This window comes from Cognatundibacterium luofuense (genome assembly GCF_018139685.1).
GTDB classification, from domain to species: Bacteria; Pseudomonadota; Gammaproteobacteria; order Burkholderiales; family Burkholderiaceae_D; genus Undibacterium; species Undibacterium luofuense.
Map to the genome: position 1 here is coordinate 90,246 of NZ_JAGSPN010000001.1, position 13,694 is coordinate 103,939.

The 13,694-nt window shown below is 55.4% G+C and carries 14 protein-coding genes; 9 read left to right on the plus strand and 5 right to left on the minus strand.

Going from position 1 to position 13,694, the window contains the following annotated elements:
• Window positions 1–107 precede the first annotated feature (107 nt).
• The 5 genes from KDM89_RS00400 (at window position 108) to KDM89_RS00420 (ending at window position 2,937) form a co-directional block, all read left to right on the plus strand.
• The gene (locus KDM89_RS00400) at window positions 108–725 is read left to right on the plus strand and encodes a GNAT family N-acetyltransferase (RefSeq protein ID WP_212685991.1); all 618 of its coding nucleotides are present in this window, start codon (window positions 108–110) and stop codon (window positions 723–725) included.
• 71 nt (window positions 726–796) lie between these two features.
• On the plus strand, window positions 797–1,069 hold the full coding sequence (locus KDM89_RS00405) for a hypothetical protein (RefSeq protein ID WP_212685992.1): 273 nt from the start codon (window positions 797–799) through the stop codon (window positions 1,067–1,069).
• A 108-nt stretch (window positions 1,070–1,177) separates the two neighbouring features.
• On the plus strand, window positions 1,178–1,966 hold the full coding sequence (locus KDM89_RS00410; RefSeq protein ID WP_212685993.1) for a TIGR00266 family protein: 789 nt from the start codon (window positions 1,178–1,180) through the stop codon (window positions 1,964–1,966).
• 147 nt (window positions 1,967–2,113) lie between these two features.
• On the plus strand, window positions 2,114–2,392 hold the full coding sequence (locus KDM89_RS00415; protein ID WP_212685994.1) for a hypothetical protein: 279 nt from the start codon (window positions 2,114–2,116) through the stop codon (window positions 2,390–2,392).
• A 209-nt stretch (window positions 2,393–2,601) separates the two neighbouring features.
• Window positions 2,602–2,937 (plus strand): DUF7709 family protein, encoded by a 336-nt coding sequence (locus KDM89_RS00420; RefSeq protein ID WP_212685995.1) that lies wholly within the window; start codon window positions 2,602–2,604, stop codon window positions 2,935–2,937.
• A 286-nt stretch (window positions 2,938–3,223) separates the two neighbouring features.
• Here the strand turns inward: KDM89_RS00420 and gshA are convergent, their stop codons facing one another.
• Window positions 3,224–4,819, minus strand: a complete 1,596-nt coding sequence (gshA, locus tag KDM89_RS00425; protein WP_212685996.1) for a glutamate--cysteine ligase — start codon at window positions 4,817–4,819, stop codon at window positions 3,224–3,226.
• 402 nt (window positions 4,820–5,221) lie between these two features.
• Between gshA and KDM89_RS00430 the strand changes: the two genes are divergently transcribed.
• From KDM89_RS00430 to KDM89_RS00440, 3 genes are read left to right on the plus strand one after another with little or no spacing between them, the layout of a single operon-like run.
• Entirely contained in the window at window positions 5,222–6,463 is a 1,242-nt protein-coding gene (locus tag KDM89_RS00430) for an efflux RND transporter periplasmic adaptor subunit (protein WP_212685997.1), read from the plus strand.
• On the plus strand, window positions 6,460–7,197 hold the full coding sequence (locus KDM89_RS00435) for an ABC transporter ATP-binding protein (RefSeq protein WP_230427594.1): 738 nt from the start codon (window positions 6,460–6,462) through the stop codon (window positions 7,195–7,197). The genes KDM89_RS00430 and KDM89_RS00435 overlap by 4 nt, the downstream gene beginning before the upstream one ends.
• Entirely contained in the window at window positions 7,194–8,417 is a 1,224-nt protein-coding gene (locus KDM89_RS00440) for an ABC transporter permease (protein ID WP_230427595.1), read from the plus strand. Before KDM89_RS00435 ends, KDM89_RS00440 begins: the two co-directional genes overlap by 4 nt.
• 105 nt (window positions 8,418–8,522) lie before the next feature.
• On the opposite strand, the gene KDM89_RS00445 is transcribed toward KDM89_RS00440, so the two are convergent.
• Complete coding sequence (locus KDM89_RS00445; RefSeq protein ID WP_212685998.1) at window positions 8,523–9,056, minus strand: DUF6985 domain-containing protein; 534 nt, start codon at window positions 9,054–9,056, stop codon at window positions 8,523–8,525.
• 36 nt (window positions 9,057–9,092) lie between these two features.
• Window positions 9,093–10,265, minus strand: coding sequence for an HDOD domain-containing protein (locus KDM89_RS00450; protein WP_212685999.1), 1,173 nt, complete (start codon window positions 10,263–10,265; stop codon window positions 9,093–9,095).
• Between the two features lie 109 nt (window positions 10,266–10,374).
• Here KDM89_RS00450 and KDM89_RS00455 point away from each other — a divergent pair, with 109 nt between their 5' ends.
• Window positions 10,375–11,535 (plus strand): NAD(P)/FAD-dependent oxidoreductase, encoded by a 1,161-nt coding sequence (locus KDM89_RS00455; RefSeq protein WP_212686000.1) that lies wholly within the window; start codon window positions 10,375–10,377, stop codon window positions 11,533–11,535.
• A gap of 182 nt (window positions 11,536–11,717) precedes the next feature.
• On the opposite strand, the gene KDM89_RS00460 is transcribed toward KDM89_RS00455, so the two are convergent.
• Both KDM89_RS00460 and xdhC read right to left on the minus strand, forming a co-directional pair.
• Window positions 11,718–12,764 (minus strand): adenosine deaminase, encoded by a 1,047-nt coding sequence (locus KDM89_RS00460; RefSeq protein ID WP_212686001.1) that lies wholly within the window; start codon window positions 12,762–12,764, stop codon window positions 11,718–11,720.
• The gene (gene xdhC / locus KDM89_RS00465) at window positions 12,751–13,641 is read right to left on the minus strand and encodes a xanthine dehydrogenase accessory protein XdhC (protein ID WP_329604590.1); all 891 of its coding nucleotides are present in this window, start codon (window positions 13,639–13,641) and stop codon (window positions 12,751–12,753) included. The genes KDM89_RS00460 and xdhC overlap by 14 nt, the downstream gene beginning before the upstream one ends.
• Between the last annotated feature and the right edge of the window lie 53 nt (window positions 13,642–13,694).

Consider the following 13,694-nt stretch of genomic DNA (forward strand, 5'->3'; position numbering starts at 1 on the left):
TCCGTTTCTGTTCTTGGTGTGAAGCCGGCTGGCATTCTGTTTGCTTTCCATTGTTGGTATGCAGTAAGTGATTTTTATCGGGTAACAGATTTTTCCGGAGACCAGTGATGAGCGCAGATAGTCAGTCGGCGGTGAGCAATGCATTCAGTTCGCACGCTTTGTCTTTTACATACAGTGAATTCGATGCGGCCGCCATTCAGGCTTATCTGCCGCAGTTGATTCAGTTGCTGACGGACTGTGTGCTGCATGGGGCTTCAGTCGGATTTATGGCAGACCTGACAGAAGAAAAAGCCGCTGCGTTCTGGCACAAAGTACAGACGGGTGTCGCCACCGGTGAGCGTCGTTTGTGGGTGGCGCTGGATGCGCAGCGCAGGCTGGCGGGCACCGTACAGCTGATCACCGACATGCCGGATAACCAGCCGCACCGTGCTGAAATCGCCAAGCTGCTGGTGTTCAGTCATCAGCGCAGAAAAGGTATTGCACGGGCGCTGATGCTGCATGCGCAGCAGGAGGCGCGGGCAGTCGGAAAAAGCTTACTGGTGCTGGATACAGAAACCGGCAGTGCGGCTGCACTGCTGTATCGCAGTCTGGGCTGGCAGGTCGGCGGACACATTCCGGGATACGCCCGTCTGCCATCCGGGCCGCTGGCTGGAACCAGCATTTTCTATATGGTGTTAAAAGCAGGAAATTCGGCAAAACCGTCTTTTTTCTGCCATATTGGTTAACGGGCTCCGACGGAGTATTTCCGAAACGGAAGTTGATACGACGTTGGTATTCCGGCTGATAAGGAGGGGAAATGGATAACCTGAAAATTGACCGTGCGCTGGAATACGTCAAGCAAATCACCGAAAAAAACCACGGCGATTTGCCGGACTGGAACCGCTATCAGGACATGGTCAAAAACCTGCTTTCAGATCCTTCCGACCGGCGCTTTAAAATGCCGCACGAATACTATTACGCATTTCTGCGTGCCAAAGGGATGACCCATGAAGAGTGTCTGGAACGTATGGGTTTACCGGTACGTAAGAAAGCGCCGACGGAGAAAAAAAGTTTCTGGAAATTCTGGTAAATGATCCGGTAAATCTGCGCTGCGATTACCGTCCTCAAATGCATGCTGCCTGCCTACAATGCGCAGCGTGTACAGAACGCCTGCACAGGCAATTTTGAGGAGACCGGAATGGCAATGGATGTGGTGGATTATCGTGTTTATGGCGATGACATGCAGTTTGTGGAAATCGAACTCGATCCCGGTGAAGCGGCGATCGGTGAGGCCGGTACCATGTTCTACATGGAAGACGGCATCCGGATGGAAACCATATTCGGTGACGGTTCTGCCAGCCAGAGCGGTATCTTCGGCAAGTTGCTGGGGGCGGGCAAACGTCTGGTGACGGGAGAAAGCCTGTTCACTACCCTTTATACCAATCAGGACAGCTTTACCAAGCGCCGCGTCGCTTTCGGTGCTAACTATCCGGGCAAGATTGTGCCTATGGATTTGTCCCAGCTTGGCGGCACGCTGATGTGCCAGAAGGAAGCCTTCCTGTGCGCTGCACGCGGTGTTTCGCTGGGCATCGGTTTCCAGCGCAAACTGGGTGCGGGTTTCTTTGGTGGCGAAGGTTTTATTCTGCAAAAGCTGGAAGGTGACGGCATGGCTTTTATCCACGCCGGTGGCACCATCATTGAGAAAACCCTGCAACCGGGTCAGGTTCTGCGTGTGGATACCGGCTGCGTGGCTGCGTTCACACCGGATGTGGATTTCGATATTCAGTTTGTCGGTGGCGTTAAAACGGCCTTGTTTGGCGGTGAAGGCATTTTCTTTGCCACACTGCGCGGACCGGGCAAAGTCTGGCTGCAATCGCTGCCATTCTCCCGTCTGGCGAATCAGATTGTCAGCACCGCCATGGGTGGCAGTAAATCTGAACAGGGTTCGGTGCTCGGTAGTTTCGGCAATATGTTTGAAAAAGACTGAGTTCTCCGTCGTACTGCTTGATCTCCCTTTTTACCGCCGTTGTTACGGCGGTTTTTTTGTTGTATGCAGCGCAAAGCCGGTGAAGATTAGCGCATACCGTGTGGCGAAAAAGGTAAGCTTAACGCTTGCCCCGATTCTGAGTCCGGTATGGATACGCTGATCATTGATCAGGCGATGGCTTTTGTGCGGCGCCTGAAAGACAAAAATCATGATGAAGTTCCTGAGTGGCAGGATTATCAGGAACTGGTGAAGGCGCATTTGCCGAATCCGTTTAACCTGCGCTTCAAAATGCCGCAGGAGTACTACTACGCATGGCTGCGCGGTAAAGGCCTGACGCATCAGGAATGCCTGATCAGAATGGGCTTAATCGGCGACACCGTTCCCGACGATACCGGCAAAAAACCGTTCTGGAAGTTCTGGGTCTGAGCTTTAAGAGCTGCCCCAACCGCGCAAACTGCGCACGATGTGCCGGAACGTCTTTCATCCATACCGCTTGAATATTCTCTGACAAACACTATCTGCATAACAGGCAGCGGTGCTTACTTCCTTCTGCACCTTGCTTTCACTCCCCAGCCATCATCGCCAGCGGGCCATTTTTTCCGGCAATGCGCGCCGGTTTTTTGATGGAGTTATGCATGCAAACACCAGATCACACAGCCACTCTGGCCGGAATTAATCAGAAAATTCTCAGCGAGGGCGAGCAATTACCACTCGTGATGCTGAAGGATGGCAGTCGCGTACAAACCGGTACGGTGGCAACCATGCTTGTCAATATTTTGCTTTATAACCAGGGGCAGCGCGGACAAGTGGAGCAGGAGTTGCGCTGTGCGATTCCTACCCTTTTCAAGGTCGGACTGTTCGATTTATTCCCGCCGGAAGACTGGATCGCCGGTGCTAATCCCGGACGCCGGTATGTGGGCCAGCTGGCGCAGACGTGGCTGACAGAGAATGCCGGAGCCAGCCCGGCCTGACGCAGCCAGCGTGGTGTAAGGGGGCTCCCTATGGCCTGTATTATGCAAATATCGTCATTTGTATTTTTGGGACGATCAGAGTTTCTGCCGACGACCGCCAGATCGCTATGCAGAACTCCGCATTCTGGTCAAAAACAGCTCAAAAACAGACTAAAAACAGGTCAGCACAGACCGGAAACCGCGCTTTCAGGCAGTGTCAGCACGTGCAGTCGCAGGTTTGCGGTTCAGGTGGTATGCGGCAGGCGGGCGGGCTGCAGGTGTTTCAGCCTGCAGCCATCAGAGTGACTTACTCGTCGCAGCAAAGCTGCTCAGAAGTGCGGGAGCGGTAATCCTGAATAAAGCTGTCAAAGTCACCGCTTTGCTGTTGCTCGATGGTGCTTTGTTCCTGCAATGATTTGTGTGCTGCCGCAGTGAAGCTTTGGGTTTGTTCCGCTGATAAAGGACGGTCACGGAATTGCTGTGCCAGTTGCTGGCTTTGCGCCAGACCAAAGCGCAGATAGGAATTGCCGTGCGCTGTCATGGCTTTCAGCACTTGCGCTGACGGCGTCAGATCCGGATTGTCCAGACGCGCTTTCTGCACTGCCAGACTGTCACGATGCGCGCTGCCGCCATGCTGCTGATCAAGCAAGGCTGCCACCGGCTCCATCGCAGCGATCAGATCCAGTCCCCATGCCTGCAGGCTGACCTGCGCGTCACCGCGCTGCAACTGCAGACCCGGACGACGGCCTTCACGCACGGTGGCGCTGAAGTTAGCCTGATTGATACTGCCTTCGGCTTCACTGGTCAGCGGACTGTCCTGCAAGGCGCAATAGGTCAGGAAGACATCGAGGAAACGCGCGGTTTCCAGACTGATGCCGAGCGGATCAAACGGATTCACATCCATGCAGCGCACCTCGATGTACTGCACACCGCGCGCGCACAAGGCTTCCACGGCACGTTCGCCGCTGCGTATCACTTGCTTAGGACGTATCGTCGCGTAAAACTCGTTTTCAATCTGCAGCACATTGGTATTGATCTGCACCCATTCGCCGTTTTTCTGCGTGCCGATCGCTTCATACGGCGGATACGGTTTACGCACCGCTTTGGACAGGCTGCGCATATATTCGAGCAGCGTGTTATACGGCGGCACCAGACCATCCTGCGCATTATTCTGATAGCCGAGATCGCTCATGCGCAGACTGGTTGCATACGGCAGATACAGCGTATCGTCTGAAAGTGTTTCCAGCGTATGCGGTGCGCCGCGCAGGAAGCTGCGCGGAATCGCCGGAGAAGCGCCGAACAGATACATCAGCAGCCAGCTGAAACGGTGGAAATTACGGATCAGCGCCACATAGCTTTCTGATTGCAGATACTGCGCATCACCGCGGCGTCCTTCGGCTTTGCTGATGATTTTCCAGACTTCCGGCGACAGCGAAAAATTGTAGTGAATACCGGCAATGCACTGCATGGTTTTTCCGTAGCGCAATGCCAGACCACGGCGGTACACATGCTTGATCATGCCGATATGGGATGTGCCGTACCAGGCAATCGGAATCGCTTCTTCCGACGGCAGTTCGCCGGGCATGGACTGGCTCCACAGCATTTCCTCACCCAGATTAGCGTGTACAAAACGGTGAACCTGATCGAGGCGCTCCAGCGCTGCAGAAATATCCGGCAGCGCTGGGGTAATGAATTCCAGTAAGGCTTCCGCGTAATCGGTGGTGATTTCCGGATGCGTCAGCGTCGCGCCCAGCGCCACCGGATGCGGGCGCAACGAGAGCGCACCATCATCCTGACGGACGCGCAGTGTTTCGCGCTCGATGCCGCGCAAGCCCTCGCCCAGAACATGCAAATGTTCAGGCTGGCTCAGCAGGGCAAGACGTTCAGTTAATAATTTGCTCACGTTGTTCCTTTTTTATTCTGTTTATGTCACGAAACGCCTAAGCATAGCCGAAATTTAAAATTCGCATCGGGAACGGGCATTTTGTTATGTTTCAGATCATGAAGTGCCGGAATAAAAATACTTATGTTCCTCCGTAATTGTGTCGGGTAGATGTCAGATCATCGATCACGGGAAAGCGGGTTGTATTTCCGCATCAGTTTTCTGTTTCATTTTTATGATCAGCCTGTTTGTGAAATCAGCACAAATAAAAATTTAACTGTGCAAAATGAAACATAAAAGGAACCAAACCGCATCAGAAGCAGACAAATCATCATGCAAAGCTCATATGATGGCAACTCTCCTGAATCAACAGGTGGCGATGCAATGGTGATGCCTCACGGCGATTTCTGATCGGATTCTGACATGCAAATTTTCACGAAAAAACGGGTTATCGTGGCAGCGGTATTGCTGGCACTGGGTGGTGGTGCAGTGGTGATGATGAAATCGTCGCCTGATAAAGCCAAAGAGCAGTTGCCGCGTTACCGCACGGCCGTTGTGGATACCGGTAACCTGACCCAGACTGTTACTGCCAGCGGCACGCTGAATCCGGTGGCGCTGGTCAACGTCGGTTCGCAGGTGTCCGGTCAGGTTTCTGAACTGAACGCTGACTTTAATGACCGCGTCAAAAAAGGGCAGGTCTTGCTGAAGCTGGACCCGACTATTTTCAATGCACAGGTGAAACAGGCGGAGGCCAGTCTGGCATCTGCGGAAGCGAACCGCCGTCTGGCGCAGGCCAATCTGGAACGTAACCAGCGTTTGCAGGCACAGAATTTTGTGTCCGGTTCCGCCATGGATCAGAGTAAGCGTGAACTGGAAGTGGCGGATGCCAATATCAAAGTCGCGCGTGCGCAGCTGGATAATGCGGTGGCGAATCTAAATAACAGCGTGATCCGTTCGCCGATTGATGGCGTGATCATCAAACGGACGATCGATATCGGTCAGACGGTGGCGGCCGCTTTCCAGACGCCGAATCTGTTTCAGATCGCCCGTGATCTGACCAAAATGCAGATCGATACCAATGTTTCTGAGGCCGATGTCGGTGCGCTGCGAGATGGCTTGCCAGCCCGTTTTGTGGTCGATGCTTATCCTGACCGCGAGTTTGAAGCGACGCTGCGCCAGTTCCGTCTGGCTGCCAATGTACAGCAAAACGTGGTGACGTATAACGTGGTGCTGGATGTTGATAATAAAGATGAATTGCTGAAACCGGGCATGACCGCGCAGGTGCGGGTGGTGGTTGGTCAGCGTCAGAATGTATTACGGATTCCGACCGCTGCCCTGCGTTTCAAACTCAGCGATGAAGAACAGGCCAAAGAAAACAAGCGTAAAGAAGCAACTGCCAGCGCTTCCGCTTCGGCAGTTGCAGCCGCGGCCAGTGCCAGTAAAACGGCAGCGAGCGATGCCGATGATGATATCGGCTTCCGCTCACGCCGTGACCAGACCCGTACTTTTAAAGTATACAAATTAGATGATAAAAATCAGGCAGTGCCGGTGGATATTCAGATCGGTCTGTCGAATTTCCGTTTTACCGAAGTGCTGAAAGGTGATCTGAAAGCCGGTGAAAAAGTGATTATCCGCTCTGCCGCCAAAAACGGGGAAAACGGATGAGCACCGACCTGATCACGATTCGTGATATCCGTAAAAGTTATTTTTCCGGTGGCATAGAAACCCCGGTGCTGCACGGTTTGAATATACAGATACCGCACGGCGATTTTGTCGCGGTGATGGGACAGTCCGGCTCCGGTAAATCCACACTGATGAATATTCTCGGTTGTCTGGATCAGGCCAGTTCCGGCGTGTATCTGCTGAATGGCAATGACACACTGACCTTATCGCGTGCCGAACTGGCCAGAGTGCGGAATCAGACAATCGGTTTTGTGTTTCAGAGTTTCAACCTGATCAAGCGGATGAGCATCGCTGAAAACGTGGCGCTGCCACTGATTTACGCCGGTGCCGGTCGCGATAAAGCACGCAAAAAAGCCTTGCAGGAACTGGAGCGCGTCGGACTGGCCGAATTTGCGAAACGGATGCCGAATCAATTGTCCGGTGGTCAGCAGCAGCGTGTCGCCATCGCCCGTGCGCTGGTTGCGGATCCTCCGCTGATTCTGGCGGATGAACCGACCGGTAATCTGGATACCCGTACCAGCATCGATATCATGCAATCGTTCCAGCAATTAAACAAAGAGCGCGGGATCACGATCGTGCTGGTCACGCATGAGCCGGATATTGCGGCCTATGCGAAGCGCCTGGTGCGGCTGAAAGACGGGCTGGTGTTATACGATGGTCCGGCGGCAGAAGGTTTACGCCAGCTGGCGGCCTCGCATTTTACGGAGGAAGTATGAATCTGATGCAAGTCATGGTGGAAGCATTCCGTGCCATGAATGCGAACCGCCTGCGCACGGCACTGACCATGCTCGGCATTATTATCGGTATCACGTCAGTGGTGCTCATGCTGGCGGTTGGCGACAGCGCGAAGAAATTTATTTCCAAAGAACTGGAAGTGCTGGGCAGCAATCTGATGATTGTTTCACCGGGTGCGAACCGTACGCAGGGCGTGCGTGCCCGCAGCGGTACGGCACCGTCTTTATCGATAGAAGATGCGGAAGCACTCAATGAATTGCCGAGCCTGAACGGCGCCGCTGCCGCGCTGCAGGGTTTCTTTCAGATCACTGCCGGTAACGATAATTCGAATAATGCGGTACTTGGTATCACGCCGGAAATGTTTACGGTGCGTAACTGGAAAGTTGCGCAGGGCGCCGCGTTCAGCGATTCGGATATCCGCTCTGCGTCACGCATTGTGGTGATCGGTAAAAAAGTCGCGGAACAGTTTTTCTATAAAAGCGAGCCGGTTGGTCAGTATCTGCGGATCGATAACGTCCCGTTTCAGGTCAGCGGTGTGCTGGAAGGAGAAGGCCGTTCTTTCGACGGTGGTGACGTCGGCGACATGGTACTGGTTCCGATCACTACTGCACGCGCCACGCTGATCCGCAGCCCGTTTCCGCGCAATGTGCATTATCTGATTGCGCAGGGCAAGAACGATAAGCAGATGGCTGATGCGCAGGAAGATATCAAGGAAATGCTGCGCGACCGTCACCGCATCCGTGGTGAACAGGAAGATGATTTCCGTATCGATAATCTAGCTTCGATTGCTGAAGCCGGCGCCAAGATCAGTACCGGTCTGGCAGCATTGCTCGGTGCCATCGGCGCGATTTCGCTGATTGTGGGCGGCATCGGCATTATGAATATCATGCTGGTATCGGTCACTGAGCGTACCCGCGAAATCGGTATCCGTATGGCGATCGGTGCACGGCCGCGTGATGTGTTGCTGCAGTTTCTGACCGAAGCGGTGGTAATTTGTCTGGTCGGCGGTATGGTCGGCGTGTTGCTGGCCAGTCTGGGGGCGGCCGGTATTACAGCGACCGGTAAGATTACGGTGGATATCGGCTGGGATGCGGTGCTGATTGCCTGTGCATTCTCCAGCTTTGTCGGTATTTTCTTCGGCTTTTATCCGGCACGCCGCGCTGCATCGCTGTTACCGGTGGATTGTCTGCGTTACGAATAAGCCCGTATCTGCAATACGCCGTACCAGCAACAAAAAGCCGGTCAGTTTTCGCTGACCGGCTTTTTTCATGACCTTGATTCGCACCCGCGTGAAACGTGGCTTTAATCAGCCCGGGCTTTGATACACAATGCCGTCCAGTTCGGCCAGGCCGTACACTTCCTGATTGCTGAGGAAGTCATCAAAGGCGCTGACACGGCTGACGTGAGTACCTTCGCGGAACACGATTTGCAGGCCGTCTTCTTCATTCCAGTCGCAATCGCATTCCAGTACCAGATACACACCCTGTTCCGCATTGGTGCGGCGGCGTACCAGAATTTCTGCACCGAATTCCAGATGATCCCAGAGCTGCGCTGCATGCTGAATGTCCGGGCAGTCGCGTTTTTCGGATTTGGCCAGTCTGGCGCAATCCAGATAGTAGTAATAAATATGTTGCTGCGCGGCGCGCAGCATGTCCGGGCCGGCTTTCAGAAAGCGTCTGACTGCTTCATGAAATTCTTCCGGATGCGCATCGTCTGCATAGCCTTCGAGCAAAAATTCGCATTCCAGACCATCCAGTGCCGGTACGGCTACCGGTGCGCTGACCAGCCAGTCGTAATCCGCATCATGGCTGAGAGTGCCGAGCAGGGGAAATTCCATCATCCGTTTCCTTTCAGTGAAGGCGCGCATTCTACCTGATCAGGTGGCTCCGGTGTCATGTGACTCGGGTTCAGACAGGTTCAGGTCAAACAGTTTCAGATGATCAAGGTGGCGGTAGCAATACGCTTCCTGCGCACTCAGGCCGTGCAGCAGGATGGTTTCCTGACTGCGCAGCAATTGCTGATTGATCAGCATGCGCATTTTGGAAATCAGGTCTGCGTTGTGCAGCAATATGCCCAGTGTGGATACAGTACTCTGATCGCTGCCCGGAATCTGTTCACGCAGCGCGGTGATCACATCTTCCGGTAAGCCCCAGTCCGTTGCGATACGGGTGCTGAGTGTGTTTGCCACCACTTGCAGCAACAGACAGAAGCTCAGGCTGAACGGGACTGATGTATCGCGTACTTCCTGATCGAGCACACGGAACACCGTGATCAGCCCGATCTGATGCAGCAGACCGGCCAGAAAAGCATGAAAAGGCGCGGTGTCATCGTCGTGGCTGCTCAGCGCGTGGCAGGCCAGACCGCATTTTTCGGATTGCGCCCAGATCACCGGCGCCGCACGGCGGCTGTAAGGGCCTTGCTGCAGATTCAGAATCGGGCGGAAAGCGACTTTGGCAATCACATAGCGCAACCCTTCTTCACCCAGCATCAGCACGGCTGCATCGAGACTGGTGATTTTCTGTACATGGTGATGCACCACATTATTTACCGCCAGCAGCACCTCACCCACCAGCGCCGGATCGCGCATGATCAGCTTAGTCAGCTGGCTGACGGAAGCCTGTTCCTGTCTCAGTGTGGACAGCAGCGGCGGAATAATACCGGGCATACGCGGCACCAGCGTTTGCTGTTCCGGATCGGCATTCAGTAATTCATACAGCGTATTCGTCAGTTCCTGTTCCTGCGGATGCGCCTGACGTGCAGGCGGAAAGCCCAGCAGCCATTCGTAAAACAAAGGATCAACCGGCGCACGCGGATACCAGTGCTGAAACGGGGCGGGTGGCAGTGCGGCACGCGCCGGTGCCGGTGTGGAGACAGGCGGAACCGCAGTTTCCTGACTGATTTTCTGAAATTCTTCAAAACGGAACAGCGGAGCGGTATGCGGTGCGACTGCCGTATCGTCGGCAAAAGGGTCGGCTTCCGGCATCACAGGTGGCGGGGTATGATGGCCGGCAAAGTAACGATTAAAAAACCGCTCAAACAGGGATGCCACAAACGACCCTTTACATTCAGTTACACATAAACTAAGCATAGCAGCTTTGCCAGCACAGGGGTATGTCAGTACGGCAACAGAACAATGCAGAATAACAACAGGAGATGAGATGCAACAAATTGTGATCACCGGCGGCGGTGCGATTGGTGCGGCCATTGCGTACTTTCTGGCACAGCAATACGGTGCGCAATGGAAGATCACGGTGCTGGAACGTGATCCGGCCTACACCTGTGCCTCGTCGGCCTTGTCTGCCAGCTCTATCCGTCAGCAGTTCAGTCAGCCTTTGAATATCGCAATGTCGGCCTTCGGCTGGGATTTTCTCAGCAATGCCGCGCAAACGCTGTCAACGCCGCAGCACAGTGTCGATCTGCAATTGTGTGAACGCGGCTATCTGTATCTGGCCAGCGCTGCCGGTGCGGATACGCTGCGCCGTCTGCATGCACGTCAGACTGCGCATGGAGCGCAGGTCAGCCTGCTGACACCGGAAGCCTTGCAGCAGCGTTTTCCGTGGCTGGCGACCGCTGATCTGGCGCTGGCATCGCTGGGTACCGCTCGCGAAGGCTGGTTTGACGGCTATGCGCTGCTGATGGCTTTACGCAACAAAGCACGGGCGCTCGGTGTGCGCTTTGTGCAGGCAGAAGCCAGCGGCTGGCAAGTGCAGAACGGACGTGTTGTGGCAGTGCAGTTGCAGGACGGGCAAAGTCTGGCCTGCGATGTGGCGGTGAATGCTGCCGGTGCATGGTCTGCCCGTCTGCATGATCCTTCCGGCTTTGTGCTACCGGTGGAAGCGCGCCGCCGTACCGTGTTTGTGCTGTCCAGCCCTGCCAGCACGCCGGACTGCCCGCTTCTGATTGATCCCAGCGGACTGTGGCTGCGGCCGGAAGGTCCGTACTGGATTGCCGGTATGCCACCGGAACCCGATACACCGGACTTGCCGCTGGAACCCGACCATCATCAGTTTCAAACCCTGTGGGAAACGCTGGCGACCCGTATTCCGGCGATGGAAGCCCTGCGTGTGCAGCGCGCATGGGCTGGCTATTACGAAATGAACACCCACGACCACAACGCGATCATCGGCCCGCATCCTGAATATCCGAATTTGTGGATCGCCACTGGCTTCAGCGGTCACGGCCTGCAGCAAGCCCCCGCCGCCGGTCGCGCCACTGCCGAATACCTGAGCACTGGCCATTTTCAGACGCTGGACCTGTCCCCCTTGTCACCGGAACGCCTGATCGACGGCACCCGCTTCACCGAGGAATGCGTGATTTAAGCCCGCTAATGCCATTCTGAGGCCAAAAAATACCCCCGGGGGTATTTTTAAAAGCCCAGTGTTGACGCCGACAATGGTGCGATTTTTGCGGATACCCCCTGATTTTTCGAAAAACAGGGGGTAAAGATCAGATGAAAAGCGATGCAGGCGAGGCTCAGTCAGTGTGCTGAGCGCAGTGTGCGTCAGAAGCTGGCGTCGACGCCGTGTTGACTGGCGTAGCTGCGCAGGGTTTGCAGCCATGTGTCGCGCTGGCTGTCATCGACGAAGCTGGCTTTGAAGCTGTTGGCTGCCAGTTGCAGCAGGTCGCTGCGGGTCAGCGGCATTGCTTCGGCGCAGGCGATGAAGTTATCGTTGACGTAGCCGCCGAAGTAAGACGGATCGTCGGCATTAATGGTGACGCAGACACCGGCGTCCAGCATGCGTTTCAGATTGTGCTGGCGCAGGTCTTTGACCACGCAGAGCTTCAGATTCGACAGCGGGCAGACGGTCAGCGGGATTTGCTCCTGAATCAGCCTTTCCATCAGCGCCGGATCTTCTTCGGCGCGTACGCCGTGATCAATCCGTTCTGCACCCAGCTCATCCAGCGCGCCCCAGATATAGGCTGGCGGCCCTTCTTCACCGGCATGGGCGACGATGTGCAGACCCATCGCCTGTGCAATCGTGAACACGTGCGCGAATTTTTCCGGCGGATTGCCGAGTTCTGAAGAATCCAGCCCGACGCCGTTCCACAGATCGGCGTAGGTTTCGCGCAGCGGCAGTGCCGATTCCAGCGTGCTCATCGCGTCGTCTTCGCTCAGATGGCGCAGGAAGCACAGAATCATGCGCGAGGAAAAACCACGCTGCTCACGTGCTTCACGCAGCGCGCGTGCGATACCGGCAAACACGGTGGTGATCGCAATGCCGCGTGCAGTATGGGTTTGCGGGTCGAAAAAGATTTCGGCGTGCAGCACATTGTCAGCAATGGCACGATCAATATACGCGCGGGTCAGATCGTAAAAATCCTGTTCAGTCTGCAGGACAGCAGCACCGGCGTAATACAAATCCAGAAACGATTGCAGATCGGTGAACTGGTAGGCGGCGCGGATTGCTTCCACGCTGTCGTATGGCAGCGCAACCTGATTGCGGCGTGCCAGTGCAAACATCATTTCCGGTTCCAGCGAACCTTCGATATGCAGATGCAGTTCAGCTTTGGGTATTCCCAGAATAAAGGCGCGGTCAGCGGCTTGCATGTTCAGACTCCGGCAGGTTTAACGAGGGCGCAAGTGTAGGGCGCATTGCCCGTGCTTGCAATAATTGTGCAGCAATCGCCACTGCGATCACGCCCGGTTCCTTGCCGGGAATGCCGGGAATGCCGACCGGACAGGTCATGCGTGCCAGTTGTAATGCGGAGATACCGGCTTGTCGCAGACGCGAATGAAAGCGGGCGCGTTTGGTGGCAGAACCGATCAGCCCGAACCAGGCGAAATCATCGCGGCGCAAGATGTGCTCGCACAGACGCAGATCCAGTCCGTGATGATGCGTCATCACCAGAAATTCTGCACCGGCCGGAGCGGCTGCAATCAGGGCTTCGGGGATATCGGTTGCTTCACACTGCACCTGCGGCGACAGCTGCGCCGGAAACAAATGTTCGCGCTCATCAATCCAGACTATGCGCCCCGGCACCGCTTGAAGTACCTGTACCAGCGCCTGCCCGACATGACCTGCGCCAAACAGATACAGCGGTGTCTGCGCCTGCTGTTCAGCGTACATGTCTTGCAGACGCTGTGCGCGTTCGGCGGCAGTCCAGAAATCCACCCGTTCCAGCCGTAATTGCAAAGCACCGCCGCAACACTGACCGAGACTGGCGCCCAGCGTCAGATCCAGATGGCGTTCGCGCTGAGCCGTATCAGCACTGCGTTCATGCAGCCACAAGCGAGCCTCTGCCATCGCACGCCATTCCAGGTGTCCGCCGCCTATGGTGTCATAGCACTGTTCAGCCGTGATCAGCATACGGGTTCCGGCTGCGCGCGGCACCGAGCCACGGGTGTGCAGCACCGTTACCAGCACGGCCGGTGCGGCAGCATCTATTGTCTGCAGCGCCTGAACGGTGCTGATGATGTTCAGCACAGGCGGCTCCGCAAATGCAAAGTAACCATAGCGCAACGACAGATCGTTGTCGG